15 protein-coding genes are annotated in these 19,327 nt (G+C 60.1%); 3 read left to right on the forward strand and 12 right to left on the reverse strand.

All coding sequences use genetic code 11. The features are described from left to right. Positions 1–5 precede the first annotated feature (5 nt). Genes L0U80_RS30170 through L0U80_RS30180 form a run of 3 tightly spaced genes read left to right on the forward strand, consistent with a single transcriptional unit; the run spans position 6 to position 3,593 of the window. A complete protein-coding gene (locus tag L0U80_RS30170) occupies positions 6–1,619 on the forward strand; it encodes a GMC family oxidoreductase (RefSeq protein WP_233874862.1) in 1,614 nt (537 codons plus the stop codon). A gap of 39 nt (positions 1,620–1,658) precedes the next feature. Beyond that, positions 1,659–2,804 (forward strand): porin, encoded by a 1,146-nt coding sequence (locus L0U80_RS30175; RefSeq protein WP_233874864.1) that lies wholly within the window; start codon positions 1,659–1,661, stop codon positions 2,802–2,804. Between the two features lie 33 nt (positions 2,805–2,837). Continuing rightward, positions 2,838–3,593 carry an IclR family transcriptional regulator gene (locus L0U80_RS30180; RefSeq protein ID WP_233874866.1) on the forward strand — a complete coding sequence of 252 codons (756 nt, stop codon included), beginning with the start codon at positions 2,838–2,840 and terminating at the stop codon, positions 3,591–3,593. Positions 3,594–3,858: 265 nt separating this feature from the next. On the opposite strand, the gene L0U80_RS30185 is transcribed toward L0U80_RS30180, so the two are convergent. The 12 genes from L0U80_RS30185 to L0U80_RS30235 form a co-directional block, all read right to left on the reverse strand. After that, positions 3,859–4,206 carry a hypothetical protein gene (locus L0U80_RS30185; protein WP_233874868.1) on the reverse strand — a complete coding sequence of 116 codons (348 nt, stop codon included), beginning with the start codon at positions 4,204–4,206 and terminating at the stop codon, positions 3,859–3,861. Between the two features lie 75 nt (positions 4,207–4,281). Further along, positions 4,282–6,084 carry an ankyrin repeat domain-containing protein gene (locus tag L0U80_RS30190; protein ID WP_233874869.1) on the reverse strand — a complete coding sequence of 601 codons (1,803 nt, stop codon included), beginning with the start codon at positions 6,082–6,084 and terminating at the stop codon, positions 4,282–4,284. Then, positions 6,081–6,503, reverse strand: coding sequence for a hypothetical protein (locus L0U80_RS30195; RefSeq protein ID WP_233874870.1), 423 nt, complete (start codon positions 6,501–6,503; stop codon positions 6,081–6,083). The genes L0U80_RS30190 and L0U80_RS30195 overlap by 4 nt, the downstream gene beginning before the upstream one ends. Next, positions 6,500–7,516: an AcrVA2 family anti-CRISPR protein gene (locus tag L0U80_RS30200; protein WP_233874871.1), complete on the reverse strand. Its 1,017-nt coding sequence runs from the start codon at positions 7,514–7,516 to the stop codon at positions 6,500–6,502. The genes L0U80_RS30195 and L0U80_RS30200 overlap by 4 nt, the downstream gene beginning before the upstream one ends. Before the next feature lie 110 nt (positions 7,517–7,626). Then, positions 7,627–8,160 (reverse strand): type VI secretion system lipoprotein TssJ, encoded by a 534-nt coding sequence (gene tssJ / locus L0U80_RS30205; RefSeq protein WP_233874873.1) that lies wholly within the window; start codon positions 8,158–8,160, stop codon positions 7,627–7,629. Positions 8,161–8,174: 14 nt separating this feature from the next. Further along, entirely contained in the window at positions 8,175–9,302 is a 1,128-nt protein-coding gene (gene tssG / locus L0U80_RS30210) for a type VI secretion system baseplate subunit TssG (protein ID WP_233874874.1), read from the reverse strand. Then, positions 9,266–11,044, reverse strand: a complete 1,779-nt coding sequence (gene tssF, locus L0U80_RS30215) for a type VI secretion system baseplate subunit TssF (RefSeq protein WP_233874875.1) — start codon at positions 11,042–11,044, stop codon at positions 9,266–9,268. Before tssF ends, tssG begins: the two co-directional genes overlap by 37 nt. 23 nt (positions 11,045–11,067) lie before the next feature. Then, positions 11,068–12,657, reverse strand: a complete 1,590-nt coding sequence (tssA, locus tag L0U80_RS30220) for a type VI secretion system protein TssA (protein WP_233875729.1) — start codon at positions 12,655–12,657, stop codon at positions 11,068–11,070. Positions 12,658–12,659: 2 nt separating this feature from the next. Further along, a complete protein-coding gene (locus L0U80_RS30225) occupies positions 12,660–15,158 on the reverse strand; it encodes an ImcF-related family protein (RefSeq protein WP_233874876.1) in 2,499 nt (832 codons plus the stop codon). 1,159 nt (positions 15,159–16,317) lie between these two features. Further along, positions 16,318–17,754: a KPHS_23130 family T6SS system protein gene (locus L0U80_RS30230; RefSeq protein ID WP_505880166.1), complete on the reverse strand. Its 1,437-nt coding sequence runs from the start codon at positions 17,752–17,754 to the stop codon at positions 16,318–16,320. A gap of 3 nt (positions 17,755–17,757) precedes the next feature. Continuing rightward, positions 17,758–18,027: a PAAR domain-containing protein gene (locus L0U80_RS31905; protein ID WP_373322343.1), complete on the reverse strand. Its 270-nt coding sequence runs from the start codon at positions 18,025–18,027 to the stop codon at positions 17,758–17,760. A gap of 419 nt (positions 18,028–18,446) precedes the next feature. Beyond that, positions 18,447–19,325: a T6SS immunity protein Tli3 family protein gene (locus L0U80_RS30235; RefSeq protein ID WP_233874878.1), complete on the reverse strand. Its 879-nt coding sequence runs from the start codon at positions 19,323–19,325 to the stop codon at positions 18,447–18,449. Between the last annotated feature and the right edge of the window lie 2 nt (positions 19,326–19,327).

The following is a 19,327-nucleotide window of genomic DNA, read 5'->3' on the forward strand; positions in this document are numbered from 1 at the left end:
CAGAAATGGATGCAACCACCTTCGATTACATCATCGTCGGGGCCGGCTCCGCCGGCTGCATCCTCGCCGATCGTCTGAGCGAATCGGGGAAGTATCGGGTGCTGCTGCTCGAGGCGGGCAGCGCGGACAAATCGATGTGGCTGCGCATGCCGCTCGGGTTCGCGAAACTCTTCTACCACCCGAAATACAACTGGCGCTATCAGACCGAACCGCAGCGTGAACTGGCTGGCCAGCGCGTTTATACGCCGCGTGGCAAGGTGCTGGGCGGCTCGGGCGCAATCAACGCGATGATCTACGTGCGTGGCCAGCAACAGGATTTCGATGACTGGGTCGCACAGGGCAATTCCGGCTGGGGCTGGGACGACGTGCTGCCCTGGTTCAAGCGGCTGGAGTCGCACCACGCGGGCGATACCGAATGGCACAGCAGCAGCGGCAAGATCCGCATCACGCGCGACACCGTGCATCCGATCTGCGAGTCGTTTTTCGAGGCTTGCACCGCGCTCGGCCATCGCTCCAATGACGACTTCAATGGCGCCCGGCTCGAGGGCTTCGGCGTTTATGACATCAACACGCGCGACGGGCAACGGGACTCGTCATGCACGGCCTACCTGCACCCGGCAATGAAGCGTTCGAATGTGGTCGTGCAGACGGACGCCCTCGTGGAACGCGTCCTGTTCGACCGCGAGCGGAAAGCCACTGGCGTGAATGTCCTGATCAAGGGGCACCGGCAGCACTTCGCCGCGCGCCGGGAAGTCATCCTCTCGGCCGGCGCGGTGGAGTCGCCGAAGCTGCTGCAGTGTTCGGGCGTGGGCGACGCGCAACTCCTGCAACGGCATCAGATACCGGTGATTCACCACAGTCCGGCTGTGGGCCAGAACCTGCAGGACCACCTGTGTGCGTCTTACTACTATCGCGCGAACTGCCCGACCGTGAATGACGAGGTACGCCGCCTCCCCCAGCAGGCGCGGGCCATGCTCCAGTACCTGTTCCGCCGCAAGGGAATATTCGCGACGACCGTCAAGGCGGGTGGCTTCCTGCGTACCAGTCACACGGAAAAAGCACCCAACGTGCAGCTGTACTTCAATCCGCTTTCGTATGTCCTGCCGGAATCAGGCGGCATGCCGCGGGTTGAGCCGTACTCGGGCTACACGATCTTTTTTGCGCCGTGCAGACCGACCAGCCGCGGCACGATCGAGCTGACCAGCGCCGACATTCACGCGGCGCCCCGCATCGATCCCAACTACCTGTCGACCGAACACGATCAGGCCGAAGCGATCGCCGGCAGCAGGCTCGTACGCGAGCTCGCGGCAACGCCCTGGCTCAAACGGGTGACGGCGGAAGAAGTCCGTCCGGCAGGGACCGTTTCCGACGACGCCAGCATGCTGCAGTTCTTCCGCGAGCAGAGTGGCTCGATCTACCACCTCTGTGGTTCGTGCGCGATGGGTAGCGATACGCAACGCTCGGTGGTGAACAGCCAGCTGCAGGTGCATGGCATGACGAACCTGCGCGTGGTGGACGCCTCGGTGTTTCCGAACATCACCTCGGGCAACATCAACGCGCCCACGATGATGGTGGCGGAAAAGGCGGCAGACTTGATCCTGGAGCGTGCTGCCGCCTGAAACAGCCTGCAGGAGACAATTTTTACAGGTTTGAAGACAATGAAAAAAGACTTAAAGAAATATAATTTCGTAGTACTGACTGCATTGCTCGCAGGGTCGCCCGTAGCCAGTCATGCGCAGAGCAGCGTGACGCTGTACGGGATCATCGACGGAGGCGTCACGTACGTGAGCAACTCTGGCGGCGCCCACGTCGTGAAGTTTGATGATGGCGTGTCGTGGGGCAACCGGTGGGGGCTGAAAGGTACCGAGGATCTTGGTGGCGGCCTGTCGGCGGTATTCGTGCTCGAAAACGGGTTCCACCTCGGCAACGGTGCGCTGGCCCAGGGCGGTGCCGAATTCGGGCGTCAGGCATATGTCGGCCTGAGCAATGCCTGGGGCACGCTGTCGCTGGGCGACCAGTACGACATGACGCGGGAAATCATGTCGAACTACAACATCTCCGGCTGGGCAAGTGGCTACGCCATTCACCAGGGCGACTTCGACCGCCTGAACGGGGACCGTCTGCCGAGCTCCATCAAGTTCATGTCGAAGGAGTTTGCGGGCTTCATGTTCGGCGGCGTGTACTCGTTTGGCGGGGTGGCGGGCGACTTTCACCAGAAAAGCGCATGGAGCGCGGGCGCACACTACGCAAACGGCGGCTTCACGATCGGTACCGCCTACACCCAGTTGAACGACCCGTTTGGCCTCTACGCCTTCGATCCGTATGCGATGATCGGCACCAGCACGTTCCTCGGACAGCCGACGGTCAGCTTGAATCCGTCGACGGGTGCCATCACCGACCTGTACTCGAGCACGCCCTTCCCCGTCGACAAGCAGGGAACCTTCGGCGTCGGTTCGAGCTACCAGCTCGGCACGGTCACGCTGATGGGCAACTTCACGTACACGACGATCAAGGGACTCGGTCAGACGTCGCACATGAAGGTGGCCGAAGGTGGCGCGAACTGGCAGGTCACGCCGGCGTTCAGTGCGATCGGCGGGTACCAGTACACGAACTTCGAGGGCCATCACTGGAACCAGCTCTCGGCGGGCCTGCACTATCTGCTCTCCAAGCGCACCGACGTCTATCTGTCGGCTGATTGGCTGAAGGCCTCGCGGGGCGTCGACGCGGTGATCGGCTACAGCTTCACGCCGTCGACAACCTCGACCCAGGCCGACGTACGCATCGGGATGCGTCACTCATTCTAGGTCCGAGGAGCAAAGCCGTTACAATTGACGCCGATGAAACTGATCGAGTCCCCTCCGCCCGAAAAGTCAAAGGCGCCTGCTGTAGACGGTGCCTTTGACATCATGCAGGCGCTCGTCCAGTCGACCTACCCGCTCTCGCTCACCGAGATTGCGGACCGCGTGAACATGCCGGTGGCGAGCTGCCACCGGATCATCAACGCGTTGCTGCGCCGCGGGCTGGTCGTGCAGGATCTGCAGCGCAGAAAGTCCTATTGCATGGGAGCGACGCTATTCCAGATGGCGTCGGCCGCGTATTTCCAGCAGCCCATCGTGCCGCTTTTCCACTCGATTGCCGACGTCCTGAAAAACGAACTGCACCAGGCGGTCAATCTCAGCGTGCTCGCAGGCTCGCATACGCTCGTGGTCGCGCACGTGCCGTGGCCGTTCGCGCAGAGCCATGGCATCTACGTCGGACTCTCGAATGTCCTGCACCGGACGGCGGCCGGCAAGGCGATGATGAGCATGCATCCGCTGGCAATCCAGAAACAGTACTGGGAAACGTATATCGCGGATAGCGGGCAGGAGCTGGAAGCGTGGTTGCACGAACTGGCCGAAGTCAAGCGCGTCGGCTATGCGCTGACGCAAACGGAAACGCTGGCTGGCGTCTTCACGCTTGCCGCCCCTGTACTGAACCGGCGGGGCGAGCCGCTCGCCGCGATGGCCGTGTGCTTCGATACGCAGCGCGACATCCGCGCGATGGCCACGCCGCTGATCCAGGCGACGTGGCAGTTGTCCGCGCGTCTCGGCTAGAAGGTCGGTATCGCACCATCAGGACCCTTCGGCGGTTTCAGACAGTTCGGGTGTCGTTGACAACTCGTCGCACAGCGTCGTCACGAACGCTGTCAAGGCAGGGTCATCGACGTTCACAAATGGGCGGCGTGTGCCACTGACAAGGGGTTCCGACACATCGAACCGAAGCACGGGTTGGCGAACAACTGGCATTGCCGGTATATCGCTCTGCGTCTGCTCGACGGCCCGTGGCGAGGAACCGCCCCGCCTTCCTTTTTTTCAATTTTCATTCCGGGTGGCAAAACGAATTCGCATCACCTGGCATCGAAAGCCGGTAATAGTTCACGCGCGCAATTGGGCGCTGATAGACCTGGTGCTCAATCGCTCCTGCTGCAAGGAGTTCATCTATTGCATGCCTGACGTCCGTCGTTGGCTGCCCCGTTACATGGCTGATCGACCGGAACGGTAACTGCACGTACCGTTCGAACCACAGTATCTGGACGACAGCCAGCGCCGCTATCAATGCCTGACTCGATACACCGAGGCTCGCGAGTCGCCTGATCAGCGCCCGCTTTTCTGTTGGCAGATGTGCGCACGAATCCCACAAACTTTGCAGCGGAGCCGGTTGGTTCATGCCATGTACCTCGCAGTTCCATTGGTAGTTGAGCGATCCGCGCGCCTGAGGGCCTTATAGGGATATGGCGGACAGCTACTGCTGTACGATAGTCGCCTCAAACTTCCCACCATCGGGTGTCCAGGACGCTTTCCCGTATATGTCAGTGGTACCGGTTATTACGCGCCCATTGGCCAGCCGTATGCGATAGGGCTTATTCGCGTCGACGCCCCCGCGCCTCTCATTGGCAAACGTAAAACGTCTGTCCTCTTTCCCACTGTGTGCGCCCATGCTAATCAGCAGTTCGCGCTGTTCTGCCAGCGCATTGAGTTCCAGAGATTCTGCGTTTTCGTTATCGGGAGATATATAGTTCAGGATCGTCGCTCCGTAGCGGTTCGGCGCATTCAGTGGCAATCCCGCATTTACCAGGGCCGGAATTACCTCCGTCAACTTCGCATTCAATCCGAGATAGGGCAGCAAGGTATTGCCTTCCGCATCACGCCAACGAGCATCGGCGCCGTGCGAAAGTAGTAGTTTGACCATTTTTTCGCTGGAAGCATACGCAAGCGGTGGTCGACCGTCCCGCGCGACGGGCCGCAACGTTGCACCTTTCTTGAACAGCGCAGCCGCGATGTCCGCCTGGTCTGCGAAGATTGCTTCTTCGAGAGCAGTCTTTCCGTCAGCATCTTCGGCATTCAGATGTATGCCGGGTGAGTTCGCAATGAGTTCTACAAGGGGAACGCTCGCGCTCGAAACCGCTTCTATCAACGGTGCAGATTCCACATTGTTGGGCGCCCGATTGAGATTCGCACCATGTTTGATGAGGGCAATCGCCAAATTTGGATTCTTGCCTATGATCGCAAGATGAAGAAGGCTGACATTGTCGGATTCAGCGTTGCCTGGCAGACCCGAGACAAATAACCTTTCGAGCACCGGTAATGCCTTTGAATCGTAGTCTTTTGGAGCTGATGATGAATCGGCGCTCACCAGCCTCGCGGCCATGTCCGTCACGTCTGACCTATCGGCGCGACCCGCTAACCACTCTGCATTATCGTACCTGTAATTGTACTGTGCGGTATTAAAAGCATCTTTGATCGAACATCCAGCCGGCGGCACTGGCCAGACCTCAGTCAGGAGGAAGTGCAATCCTGCCGGGTCGCTATAGTCGGCGGCCCGACACAGCACCTCACCAGATTGGGACAACGCTGAACGCAATAGAGGACTCGATTTCAGCAGCTTTCGCGCGAGACTAACGTCACTGGGCCGTCTGGGTTGCGGTTTAACCGACTCGGAATCGGGATTTTTCCCCAATGCAGATTCAAATTCGGCCACAGCTTTTTCGGTCGGCGCTGCTGCTTGCTCTGCTGCACGTTGTTGCGCCTCCTGCGCAGCGTGTACCGGTGCCATGATGCGAGCCTTGTATGGCCAGAAGTATGTGTAAAAACTCTGGACTCTGGCGGTGCACTGCGCTTTGGTCGGACGCGTTTGGTCAATCGCTTTGGTCCTCGCGGCCTGCAAGATGCCGGCGAGATCTTTAAGATAGTGCTGGACCTGCGGATCGTCATGCGCGACTTGCTCATTGAGTTCAAATTGCGGATTGCCAGTCTGTCGCGCGAGGTCTTGCCGGATCTGTTCGTTGAAGGCAGCATCGTATTGGCGAAGCTGGAAGTCCTCTTCGAAGTGGTAGAACTGCTCACAGGACTCCAATTTCTGGTGCCATGTTCCGTACTGTTGCGCGTCTGAACGGACTGTATCGACTGAAAGCGGCATCGCGCTGGCTGATGTTACTGCAAGTGCTGCAGCCAGACTTATCAAACCGCGTGACGAGAAGCGGACAAACTTTTGTAACACCATATCGTCCTCAAGGAGGTAGGCGCGAAACCCGTTATGTTTATTCACTGTCGAGGGCCGTGGTTGAATGTCCCACTAACGACAATCACGCCATCGGGAAGTGTGCGAAACAGAATATTGTTGCCCTTGAGTGTCATGCCAGACCCGTTTCGCAAGTGTAAATAGGAGAGCACGCCCCCACCGACGAAGTGCAACGTATGTGACGTCGTATCATGTACATGCGCGACATGGTGGCTCAACACGCGCGACAGATCTTCAATCTGGACGCGCCGGATGAAAGGCAGATTTCCATTGATACTGCCCGATTCCGAAACGAGAAACTTGTCACCGTCCGGTCCTTCGACCAGGTGACTGCCATCCGGAAAATCCGTTCGCACTGCACCGGGGATATGGACCACGGATTCTTCCGGAAAATCGGGCGGCGACCCGGCACCGGTGTTGCGCGATGAATCAGGTTTGTCGTTCATGGCTCGGTCTCTGGAAGGCTACGCCTTGCCTCTGGCGCTGCCGCAACGACCGGCCGGATCGTTGGCACCAGATCGTCGTTCGACTTTGCATTGATCGGCATGGGCGGCATCCAGCGTACGACAGGCTTCGGATTCTGCCGGGGACCGCGCAGGAAGGTATGCCAATGGGCTCCACGCACGTGTGGAATCGGACTGGCATTAGTATTTCCGCTTTTGGTCACCGGACGTACCTCGCCGGCGACCGCACGCCGCAGTGCTGCGCCAAGACGCACGCCGACATCCCACGGTGTCTGTCGTTCAGCGGGAAACATCCGCATGCCCTTCTTTGTTCGGCGTGGCACGGGACGTGTTGGCTGGCGAGTGCCATCTCCCACTTCCGCTGCTTCACTGGAGAGGTAAAGCAGCAGTGAGATCACGCCGGGCACAATGTGGTGCAGCGTGTTCAATTCCAGTCCGTCGATCGCCATGCCAGCGGCAGCGCGTCTGAAATAGACCGCCTCGAGCGATTCCTCGATCGTATCCTGGCCGAGCCGGATCGAAACGCCCGAGACACAGTTTTCCGCATGATCGAGATGCCCCACCAGGGTGAGTGCTTCTCCTCCGTCGGGAAGGCTGCCCACCTGCGCGAAGACACCAAGCAACGGTTCATTCGTCCAGCGCAGCCCTGGCGTTTCGATATAGACGGTCCACTCAGGCAGGCGCGAGAGCAGCCCCGTTGGCAATTTGCCCTCCATGGGCGTCGCGATCAGCGCGTCGAGAAGGGTGCGGTCGAACCGGTAAATGCCTTGGGTTGCGCGCCAGCCCGCGAGGGTGGCCAGCATGTTGACCGTTGGCCCTGGCACGGTACCAACCGTAACGCCGGCCTGAACCATCTCCTCGAGCACTTCATCGAGCACTGGCAGCACTGCATTGAACGGCAGGTACCAGTGCTCGGGCAAGTCCGCTGTGCCGTCCAGGCAGCTTGCACGCAACCGGTCAAGCCGTGGCCAGATATCCGGGAAATGCAGACCCACGCGCCGCAGACACTCAGCCGGGTTCGTTGTGACAGCCGCGGCCAGAGGATTCGCGGCCGGCGCCTGAATGCGGGGCCAGGCATCAGGCGTAATAAACAGGCGCGCGATTTTCACTGTGCGGGCCGCGTCTTTTGTGTTTCGCCGTCGGCTACGAGATCGTTGCCGACAAGTTCGAGCTTGAGCGGATCGTCTGCCGATAGCTTTTTCTTCGCAATCACGCGACGCCAGGTTGTACTGCCTGTTGCATCACGAAAAAACGCGACGACCGCGACATACTGGGTATCCGCCTTCATGGGCTGCGTGACATTCACCGCCCCGCCGGGGGAGACGACGACGCTGGCCATATCCTGGAGATCCTGGGCGAGCACAGTACGATCGTCATTGAGGAGATCATCGTACGACGCTGCATCAAATCCCTTGTGGTCCTTGAGCTGGTAGATGCGCACGGCGACCGAGAACGGTTGCGTACCCGAAGTACTGTTCAACGATGAGCGTGCACTCAGGTCAACGTTCAGCGTCTTGACCGTCTTGTGGAATACCGCGTTGTACGCACTCGCGGTGCCATCCGACACGGACTGCCACGCACCACACGCCGACAGCGTGAGGCACAAGCCTGCTGTGGCCACTACAGAAAATATCCGCACGGTTCCTCCGTGATTCAAGAGTTCAGCGAGTCGTAGCGACCCAGATTGATCGTCACCGTCTGGTTGGCCGCGGGCGTCAGCAGCGCGGTCCAGGCCAGACGCGGCCGGTGCACGCCAGCTGGCGCGGCACCGCCTGTTAACGCGAGGGTGGGCGCCGCAGAGGCAGGAATCTCCATGCGCAATACCGCGTCAGCCTTATCGCCGAGGTAAAGGCCCACGAGGCGCATCAGATCCTGATGCAGTACCTCGCCCGGCAGCAGCGCGTGTGTCTGGGCGGTATCCAATGGACGAATCGTCACGAGTATTGCCTGCGAACGGTCAAGCACACGGGAACCGAGCACGTGACCATCACCCAGACCGCTTGGAGCGGGAGCGTTTGCCCTGCGGGCACGTGGTTTTGCGGTAAGCCCCTGCTGGTGTTCAACCGGCGTCCACTGTGCGTAGAACTCACGTACGGTAACGGCAGCACCATTGAGCAGGTGGGCCACAACGCCTTGCACCCCCTCGGCCGGTCGTGTGCGCTGCATGAGGAGCCCCACCAGCGCCAGAAGTCGCGACGGCGCCAGCCCCGATTTGCCGGCCGGATCGCCGATACCGAATCCTGCGAGAGACAGGAGATATCTTGAGATTTCGTCGGTACCACCGGGGCGGAAATTGACCGGGTAGTGGTACTTGAGCCAAGCGCGATAGAGAAGCGTGACGATGCGATGGTTGAAGATGTCGAGAAAGGCTGTTGCCTTCTCGTACCCTTCCCGCCGCAGCACGATGTCGTCGATCAGGTGTGGCGGCATCGCCGCGTCGACGCCGTACAGGCCAAGAAAGGTGGTCTGTACCGATGGCGGCGCATCCTCGTTCTCGTCATCGAACGCGACGCCCGCAACTTCGGAGGTGGGAAAGCCCACACGCGCGCGCGGCTGGAACCGCACCGGTTCATGTTCCGGTGTGTCCTGTGTCCCGAAACCTGGTTTGTCCGGCGTCTGCAGTTCGAGCAGGCGCAGCAGTTGAAGCACGTTCATCTGCGGCGCAGCGGACAGGAGCGCACGAACCAGCGGCGCAAGCTTTGGCCGGCGTGCATGGACGTTGCCGCGCATGGCATCCATCCCGCTCATAGCGGCGCCCTGTCGGACTTGCTGGCCGGCCACTCGATGCGCTCCTGTGTCGGGACGCTGACGATCACGAGCTGCGTGAAGAGATTCACGTCGGCATAGAGCTCAAAAAAGCGGTGCAGCATCTCACCGAAGAGCATCATGTCGCCCTCACCGGCAAATGCGTGACTGTCGAGCGTCACCTCGATCTGCACGCCGCGCTCCACGGCGCCCTGCATGACCTTGCGCAAGCCCTTGCGCGTCACCTTCTGGATACCATTGAGCCGTCGCCGGTTCATCTCGCCATCGGTCCAGTCGTAGAGACCGAGCGTGCCGCGCAGTACTTCCGCATCAAGCAGCGACAGGTAGTTCGGCGTCAGGTGGGAAAGGATGCGCCACTGGAAGCGGTCGCCGGTAGGCGGATGGAGCGGCAGCGTAGGCGAAACGAGGTTGCGTACACGCGCGACGTTCGAGATGCCCTTGCCCATTTCGTTGATGCCGGCTTCGCGCAGGCCCTTGCGCGGCAGCATGCCGTTCGTACCCGTGACGCGCAGCGACAGCGTTTCACGCGGCAATTCCTCGGCGTTTTCCCATGCGTGGCCTCCCAGCACCAGCCACGTTTCGTAGAGTCCCTTCACGCCTTGCTGCACGCGCGTATGGTAGTAGCGCTCGGGCGCGTCGTGCCGGAGCATGCCGCCGCGGTGCTTGAAGCTCGAGAACGGCACGTATTCGACACGATCGCCTGTAACATGATCGTGCGCGTCAACCGCGTCAACCGAGTAGGTTTCGACGTGCTCGCCGTGACGCAGCCGTGGCCGCACGACATACGACGTTGCGTGATGGTCGACACGGATCGGCTCCGCGTCCATGCGGAACAGGTTGATGATCGGCGTGCAATACAACCGGATGTTTTTTTCCGAAAAACGCAGATCGGCGGGATAGGTCTTGTTCAGTACCACTTCGATCTCGAACTCGGTCACGCTCGGCGCGAGGGACGCGAGATCGATGCCGTGAAGATCAACGAAAAGGAACTTCTCGGGGAAGCTGAAATATTCGAGGAGCAACTGATAGCCGCCGAAGGCGTTATCCGGCTTGGGCCACAACCGCTCCTCGGATGCAAATCCTGCTGTCGCGAAGTAGGCGTCGGGCAGCGATTTCGGCTCGCCATCGCGCACGGAAGGTAGCCGCAACAGGATGTCGTCAACGTGACGTGTCAGTGCCAGATGCAGGGCCATCACCACCGGCCGGTCTGCGTTCAGATACAGCCTCAGGTGCGGAACATTCAGCGTGTTCTGCCGTGACTGGGCTTCGATATGAAAAGTCAGGCGGATGGTCGAGCGTCCGTCTTCGCGCATTCCGGCACTGGCCGACTTCAGATGCAGCGGCAACAGGTCGACCGGCCACGTCGTGCGGTAGGTGCAGCGGGTGCCTTCCTGACCAATGGGATCGGAGCGCACCTCGATACCGGCCGGAATCGTTTCGCGTTTCTGCAGTGTGCCAAAGTCCGGTTCGAGCTCAAGGATGGAGAGCGATGGCAGCGTGCGCAGATAGTGCGGCCACAGCAGGCTCACCAGCGCCTCGGTGATTTCCGGCAATTCGTCGTCGATTTTTTGGCGCAGGCGGCCAACCAGAAACGCGAAACCTTCGAATAGCCGCTCGACGTAGGGGTCGCGCTCGCCCACGCGCTCGAGATTGAGCATGCGTGCGCGATCCGGATGGGTATTCGCAAACTCCCGACCGGCTTCGGTCAGGTAGCGCATCTCGGCTTCGTAATAGCGCAGCGTGGAATCGTCGTTCATGCAATGTTTCCTGACTTGTCTTTCTACAGAACGGCGATGGCTCGTGCAGGATTGAGCACGGTCATTTCGTTGCCGAGCTTTTCAATCTGCCGGGAGATGGCCGGTTTGTCGGCATCCTTGCGATTCATTGATGCCTTGAGGGTTTTGAGCAGGTGGTGCTTGACCTCGAATGTCAGCGACGGCTCCCATCCGGCGAGCCGGAACTGCGGACCTCCGGTATCCAGCTCGGTCAGCAGGCGAACGCAGATCTCCGGACGTCCCGCGCCATCCGCGACACGCGCCATGACCCAGCGTTGCAGGTAGCGTTGGCGGTCAGTGCGGATTCCGGGCAGTCCGTCAATCCAGGCAAAGGCCGCTTCGATACCCTGTGACTGTGCGAGTTCGCGCGCCTGCTCCTCCATTTCCTGCCAGTTCGCGACCGCGCCATCTTCATCGTCTGTCGAGACGGGCAATGCAGCGAGTGCTTCACCCTGGTCGAGGTTGCGCACGACCGCATGGCTCGCAATCCACTCGAGCGTTGCGTCGTCGGCGAACGGCGTGCCGTCATTGAAGGCAAGCTTCTGGATACCCGGAAGGCGCTCGAGGAAAAGCGCGAAGTCCGTACGCAGGATGTCGCGCCACTCCGTGTACGGCGACCCCGCATGGTCAAGTGCGACGTGCTGGAAATACTGCAGGTCTAGCCACAGGTGATTGACGCCTTCCATGTACGCGCCTTCCACTCGTTCGAGCAGTTCCGGCCATTGCTTCTGCAGGACGAGGCGCTTGAACTGCTGACGCAGCTCGGCCCGCGGCGGTGCGAGACGCGTGCGGCCCTGGGCATCCATTGGAGGCACCTCGTGAACGGTATCCCAGCGCATGCAACGCACCAGACGGGCGGCCGGCAGGTAGCCGTGCTCGTCGTCGCGCAGATATCGGGCCAGCATGCGGGTATGCTCGAGCGCATCGCGTGTTGAGGCGATCGACGTTGTGCCGCCGCCGAGCGATCCGGATCCGCCCGACATCGCGGCGGAACCCTCCGGCACCGACCGCACCACATCTTCGCTGCCTTCGAAACGGGACACCAGCGCCTGGAGGTTCGGACGGGCCGCCTCGGGCCATTCGCCCGTTTTGCCAATCAGCAGGTTCAGCGCCGCCATTGCCCGTTCGAGCTCGGCGGACGCGAACTCGCCGTGGCGGTCAAGCTGCTCCAGAACGCGTGCCGTCGCGACCCATTCGATCGCCGAGCGTTTCGCTTCGTCGCGGCCCGGCAGCAGGGCATGGCCGAAACGGTCGACGAGTGCGGCCATGAGTTCGAGACCGTCAGCAAGGCCTACCGCGCCATCCTGACGAACCCGTGCGAACACGTAGTAACCCGCGAGGCGCAGATCCTTGCTGACCTCACAGAACATCTGCTGGCAGGACTGGACGATCAGCGCGTCGTCGATGTCGGACAGCTTGCCGATCTCTTCCTTGACCGCGATGAACGCGTCGTCATAGCCAGGGTCCCGGCCGACGCCCTTCCCGTCTGCGGGTGGCAACGGCTTGAGCCAGTCTTCCCACGCACTGAACCGCTCGCGTGCAAGCTCATCCGGGTTGCGTGCGCCGAAGAGCTGCTTGATGAAATTGGCAAACATGTTCATTCGGTGTCAGGCAAAGCGCCATGGGGAAGAGAAATCGCCGCATGGCGGGCCGCTGCCACCGCCGACGCGGGCAGCGGCGGTGGCCCGGCAGTCTTAGCTCCCGCGCCCGGAGCGGCCGCCGGGGCGAAGATTCTCGTGGGTATCGCGAAACCACGCAGGGCGAGCAGTTCCAGCGGGCCGCGTCCCGCGTCGGTGCGCATCACATAGGTGAGCGGGTGCGTAACGTTCTTTGGCACCGCAGCTTCAGGCGCCTTCGTCGTCAGCGTCGTAGGATCGCTCGCCATTGTGGGCGCCGAAGCCGAGGCCGGGGTCGACGCAACCACTGGGGCCGCCGCGGGGGTGGCCACAAGGGCCGGCGTGGCGATCCACGTCAGCTTGTATCGCGTATCCGAGAGCGGTTCGACCTGGGCCGACGCCAGCATGCGCACGAATGCCCAACGCCCCTGCTTCTCGAAGCCCTTGTTCAGGCCGGACTGCACGGTCTGCCACTCAAGGCGCGTGCCGGTGACGAGCAGATCATTGCCTGGCCAGACGAACGGCTGCCAGCGATCTGCCGAATTCAGATACTTCAGCGTCTGCCCGTCGACAGTAAGCTGCGTTTCCGTCACGTCAGCGCTCGGTTGCGGCATCAGGTCGAAGCGGTACTGGGCGGCGCCCGATGCGAGCATGTGAGACGCGATGCCCTGCAGCACATTGATGGCCTTCAGGAATGCCGGATCGAACCGCAGCCCCGCGCCGGCACTCCCCGGCACCCAGCGATCGCCGTGAAGCTCAAGCGCGCCGGCGAGCTGCTGGTTGATAAACGCTGGAACGAGGCCGGTCTGATCCCGCAGGAAACGAACGAGCTCCGGGAACGACGCATCGTCATCACTCGAGGCGAACGGATAGCGCCCCTGAAACGCGCGAGCCCATGGCTCGACGATGGTCTGCCGCCAGGCATCGTTCAGGCTTGCCTGTGCCGGCTGCATGACCGCCTGCATAGCCTGGTCAACCGGTCGCAGGAAGAGCGAGTCCCCGAGCCCGGACCACTGTTCCCCGAGGCTCGCCGCGACGAGGCTTGCGTAGGTGCGAGTGTCGGACAGTTCGGAACTCTTGCCCTGGAACTGCGCCTGCGCGACCTGCCGCGCCTGGTCATCCATGCTACCGCTGTTGGTCATGGCCTCGATCTTCAGGCGCAGCGTCGTAATAGCATCGAGGTAGCGCTGAAGGCTGATGTTCGAGTCGACCTTGCCCTGTGGCTGGGCAGCGCTCACGAGACGCAGGACCGGACCAAAGGACGCATCCAGCGGCGCTGCCGGAATGACGGCCTGAGCGGCACCTTCCACGGCACCGGCATACGAACGACTGCCGATCAGGTTCTGCGCCTTCGCGACGAGGGTGTCAGAGAGCGATGTGATGTTCTCACCTGCGCGGCCCTGATACTCGAGCGCCTTCATCAGCGCGATCATGGGTGACTGGCGGGAATCGGCGAAGAGACGTAATTGTTCAGCGATCGCGGGCAGCGTAGGAGCGCTCACCCATTGGATGGAGTTGGCGAACGCCTGCCACTGCCGGGCGTATTCGTCGAAGTACATGTCGCGCAGCGCCTTGCGAAGTGCGTCGGCCGACTGCGTCGGCTGGGTCGTTGCCGATGCGTTCAGCACCCAGTCAGTCGTTACGTTCTGGCGCTGGGCCGCTTCATCGATCGCCTGAGCGATCTGGCCGTCCCATGCCTGCCGCGTATAGACGCCAGGCACCGTGGCGCTGGTGCGGAACAATCCGCGCGCATCGGTCCCGGCCAGCAACGTAGCAAGCGACTGATCACCGTACTTGCCAGCCGCCGCGTCGAGGATCGAGTGATAGATCGTATCCGTCGAGTTGCTCGTCCCGATTAGCGCAAGCAGCACCTGTCGCGTGTTGTTCACGAGATCCGTGCGAGGCTGGATTGCCCATTCCGGGTGCGATGCGAGATGCTCCGCGAAGAACGGGAAGAACTGGTGCGCCAGATCCTGCCGCTCCCCCGTTGTCATGTCGGCATTCGTGAGCCAGTTACGCGTGAGTTCAGGCTCCATCACCTTTGCATCGGCCCGCTTCGGCTCAGCCAGCATCAGATAAGTGCGAAGAGTCTTGTGTCCAGCAAGTGCCTGCTGGCTCGTGGTCTCATCTGAAACGTCCGTACGCATCGCGGCCACGGATGTCAGCGATGATTCGAGTCCCCGCTGCGTTGGTGTTACGAGCAAACGACGACTCGCGGGCGCATAGGCGTGCCATAGCCCGGCTAGAATCGACCTATCGCGGTTCAGGCCGAAGCGCGAATACCACGGTGCGCCTGCCGACGCGCGGTACTCGAAACGCTGAATATCCTGCTGGACATCAAGCAACGCGTGCAATCCGGGACGGCCGTCAGGGGTCTGCGAGAGATGTTGCGTTAGCTGATTTGCGAACAGCAGTTCACGCGTATTTGATGCGCCTGAGAGGAACATTCCCACGATCCAGAAGGCAGCAAAAACACCCACTGCCACGGCTCCGACGGTACTTGGATGAAGGCCAACCCGACGCCCGGTGGCGCGTCGGCTGGTTGCCCCGACGTGCTGCCACAGCGGCGATGGAGGCGCATCATAGGACGGCGTCGCTTTATGCACGGGCTCCGCAGGTACAAACCACGTCCCCCTAACCTCGAGTGGCAATCGATGCGTTGAAGCGAGGCCCGAGACAAACCGCGCAAGGGGCGCTGCCCACGTCTCCAGCTGACGGGACAGCTCCGCGAAATATCGGTTCCGGTTGTCCTCGCAAAGGGCTTTCGTACCCGACACCGCGAGACGATTGCCCAGCGTGGTGAGCGCACCAAGCGTCGTGGTTTCCTCCTCCCGCCGAGGCAGAGAGCAGCCAACCACGGTATCCGCACCTCGTCCCGGAGCAGTCAACCCAGTGCCCGTTACGATATGCACGGGCGCGGACCAATGAAGCCCCAGCGCGATCTGTGAAAGCACTGATCTTCCGGCGAGCACAGATCGCTGTGACGAAGGCATGTCGGCTATTGCATCGTTGAACAACACGACACCATCAACAGGTCGACGACGGCGGAGCTTGGCAAGTTGCCTGAGCCAATCGCCATCCGGTTGACCGTTCGCATTGACCGGACAATGCAGCAGAACCGTGTCACCCTCGACGTGCCAATCCTGAGCCGTAAGGTTCGGAATGTGTGCCGCAACGGACCGCGCTGGGCCAACGAGCAGCAGCCACGATTCCCGATATTTCCAGAAGAAACCGTGTTTCAACCGCAGGCGTTTGGCAAGGTCAGCGAGCGTCATCGGTTGTAGCGTTGGCTCTCCCCCCTGCTCTCGGCCACCATTCGGAGTGCCAGAAACTACGCCAGTCGATGGGTCAACCACATCAGCGGAAAGTCGCTTCGCGACGAGATAGCAGACAATCGCGAGTAGCAGAATGCACAGAAAGCCAAGTTCAGCAATCAACAACTGGTTGTCATTCCAACCGAGTTGCTTCCCGGCGACCCAGAATACGCAAGCCGTAAAGATCAGGGCGACGACGAGCCCAAGCAGCACTCGGAAAGATGGACTCTTCTGTTCAGAAGTATTCATTGCACCACCTGCCGCAATGCAGACGACGTTGCGACTACGCTGTCGCTAGTATGTTCTCGAGAGATCGGCAATATGTTCATGCTTCGATGGCGTCGTTGGGCAGGCGACCGCCCGCGTCTTTGATGTCGCGCTCAACTCTCGTTTGCACGATCAGTGGATGAATGAACAACAACAGAATGGCGAGGAAGATCGCTACGCCGATTCCGCCAAGAATCCAGACAAACGTATTCGCAGGGTGAACGAGCACTGCGAGCAACAACGCAATCCACGGCGAAAGGCACACCAGAACAGCGCCAGCACCGAGATTACGAGTAGCCTCCCCCGGTGATTCGAGTGCCGCGGATGATTCGGTGAGTGCCGCGGCAGCAAGACGCAGCGTATTCCCCTCCTGAAGTGCGATGAGTTGCGCTCCCTGACCGTACCCAGCAAGCTCGGAGACTAGGGCCAGCGAGATCCAGGGACTAATCGGACCTACCGGGCCGATGCAGTCATCAAGAGAGATAAGCCCATTCGCCCCGCCCTTGAGCGCTAAACCGCAATCAGTGATAGCTTGCGTCAGCGCGTATTTTTCCGGCTTGCCCAGCCCACAACTCCAGCCCATACGGAATCTCGCCAGTTCAACCGCCCCAGCATCACCAAACTGGCGAAGATCCGCCCCAAGCGATTCAATCGCAGTTGGCATTGATCGGAACAGACGCACGGGCGCAATGCCGGGCCGGCGAACAGACTTAACGGGCTCGAAGAGAAGTCCAACTGCGGTTTCGCTGTATTGGTGTGCCTCATCGCCGGCGTCGTGGAGCTGTGCACAAAGCAGCACTAGCGCGCCACGCTGTTGCCGGACGTAGCGCTCGACACCTGGCCACGACACTTCGGGCACCACCTCTACCTGTGCGTGCGGAAGGATCGAAGTTGAACGCCAGCGCCTGCTAACCGCCTCTCCAAGTCCATGCGGCTCACCGCTTTTGCCGCTCCACACAAGGACGCGCAGAGTTTGCCGGGAACCCAACTGATCTAACGTTGGCTTCAGGTCTTCAAGCAGCCGTGCGAGGACGATTTCGGTACGACTAGCATGCAGATCTGCCTCGAAGCCCTGGAGAGTTTGTACCTCTATCTTGTTCTGCGGTGCATTTCCTGCGAGACCGGCAATCTTTTCGGCCAGATCCCCCTCAGGCGAAAGCGTGGCGAATGCCGTAATCGCTACATTCGCCCTCGCCCAACGGCGCCAGGCGAGATCGATGGCACGAGTCATCACATTCCAGAACGTCCGATAAAGCACATCCATCCAATGCCAGTGAAAGATAGTCATCACCAGCAGAATTGCAGCTACCGTTGGTGCCCCCACAATGCATGCCCAAAACCGCGGATTCTGGGCGGTGCTGCTCGCAGACGGCCACAGGAGCAGGGTCAGTATGGCACCGACGAGAAAGCACACGGCACACAGCCCGACAACCAGCCAGACTGAGGGTGCTTTTGCTTCGCGGACAACAGGAATACGCGGAATGGGCCATCCCATGAACTAGATCTCAAATTCGTCAGTACTTGCGAGCACCTCGGCGCCGCACGTGGTCTTGCATCGATGGACAATCAGATAACGCCCATTCTCAACGTAGCCGTCATTTCCCCCGAGGAGTTGCACCTTTCCATGCTTCGGGCAGTCTACGAAGTCGCCATCAAGTGCCGCAGCACGATTGTCGATGATAAGCGTCGACGAAGCCGTAACTACTCGACCGTTGTCTTGCCCGTTGTGTGTTGAAACGTCGTTATATCGGACAGGAGCTTTCTTCATATCCAGATCTGTAGATGGAACACAATTCGAGAAGATCGACACGTGCGTCTGGCCTTTCTTCTACCGATAAGATGCTGGCGTTGATGTTGAATTTCATATGCACCTAACCGTTATGGCCTGTGATCTCCGACGATTTTCTCTCGCTGCGAAGAGCCGCTGCGCGCGAAAAGGATGCCAACCAGAGTACCTACAATTGCGCCTAGAGGGACTATCCATTGGCAAACACAAGATCAGGTTTATGATTCCCGCAATCAGCGCCCCCGTCGCTGGTCCGATAATAATTCCGCGGAACATGTTCAAGACCTCTATCTTTTTTGAGAACGATACGAATGCGTTAGAACATTCGTTCGTTTCACGAACAAACTTCTATCAGAACTTCCGGGATCAATCCCAGCACAATGAACGACAACGCCGACAATTTAGCCACCCGATTGGATGTCGTGACCGTGGGAATGTGCGTACGCACGCCAACCGTAGTAGATGGGCGCGCCGATCGTGTAGGCTTCGGCTGAGAAGATCAGTCCGGGAACACCCGACAAGCTATTTTTTGGCGGGACAATTCCGGCATTTGGGTTGCATTGCATACGCGTCCAACCCGTATAGTCCTCAACCTTCGGCACACGATCCTTCAGGTCGCGAAAAGGTGGTTTTTCCGAATCGTTCGGAAGCACGTCACCAGGTTTCGGAGAATCGATATATACCATGCCCCAATGGTCCCCCTCCGGCAGCGAACTTTGGAGCAGACGCCCGTCTTTTGTCTCTATATATCCCCGATCATCTAAGACCACAAATTGCTTGACATCATCAACTGTAGGTATCGCTCCAATCCGCGCGGAATATCCAGGAGAAATCATTGCATCTGGTCCGAACGTCCGCCCGCCGTCTCGGGAGATTGTCAAATGTGCAAGACTATCGGACCAAGGGATAACAATGTAACGTATTGATGGATGGATAAACGGAAAGAATGGGATTCGGTAGAACTTCGACGCTACTTCAGTTCTAACGTGTTGTGCCGTATCCACGTACGTCAGCGCACCTTCGCACATCCAACCTGTCAATTCCAGCCAGCGATGCTCGTCAAATCGGTACACCACTTGGGTGGGAGGGCGTTGTACTTTTTCCGCCGCCAACGCGGGAAACAACGGAATCGCCGCGATAACGGAGAGCATAACCAGACACATCCATTGCCATCTACTCGCGAGCCGCTTTCTCTTTACCCAGAACGCTACGCAAAGCAGAAGCGCAATGCTCCACAGCGGAACCATCCACCACACCGATGACGAAAGTGATTCATCCATTG

It is taken from the genome of Paraburkholderia adhaesiva (assembly GCF_021390575.1).
Taxonomy (GTDB): Bacteria; Pseudomonadota; Gammaproteobacteria; order Burkholderiales; family Burkholderiaceae; genus Paraburkholderia; species Paraburkholderia adhaesiva.

Excerpts from the sequence above, each read along its gene's own strand:
- tssF (WP_233874875.1), bottom strand. The coding sequence starts at position 11,044 with ATGAACGACGATTCCACGCTGCGCTATTACGAAGCCGAGATGCGCTAC.
- L0U80_RS30230 (WP_505880166.1), bottom strand. The coding sequence starts at position 17,754 with ATGGGATGGCCCATTCCGCGTATTCCTGTTGTCCGCGAAGCAAAAGCA.
- L0U80_RS31905 (WP_373322343.1), bottom strand. The coding sequence starts at position 18,027 with ATGAAGAAAGCTCCTGTCCGATATAACGACGTTTCAACACACAACGGG.
- L0U80_RS30185 (WP_233874868.1), bottom strand. The coding sequence starts at position 4,206 with ATGAACCAACCGGCTCCGCTGCAAAGTTTGTGGGATTCGTGCGCACAT.
- L0U80_RS30235 (WP_233874878.1), bottom strand. The coding sequence starts at position 19,325 with ATGGATGAATCACTTTCGTCATCGGTGTGGTGGATGGTTCCGCTGTGG.
- L0U80_RS30195 (WP_233874870.1), bottom strand. The coding sequence starts at position 6,503 with ATGAACGACAAACCTGATTCATCGCGCAACACCGGTGCCGGGTCGCCG.
- tssA (WP_233875729.1), bottom strand. The coding sequence starts at position 12,657 with ATGTTTGCCAATTTCATCAAGCAGCTCTTCGGCGCACGCAACCCGGAT.
- L0U80_RS30175 (WP_233874864.1), top strand. The coding sequence starts at position 1,659 with ATGAAAAAAGACTTAAAGAAATATAATTTCGTAGTACTGACTGCATTG.
- L0U80_RS30180 (WP_233874866.1), top strand. The coding sequence starts at position 2,838 with ATGAAACTGATCGAGTCCCCTCCGCCCGAAAAGTCAAAGGCGCCTGCT.
- L0U80_RS30170 (WP_233874862.1), top strand. The coding sequence starts at position 6 with ATGGATGCAACCACCTTCGATTACATCATCGTCGGGGCCGGCTCCGCC.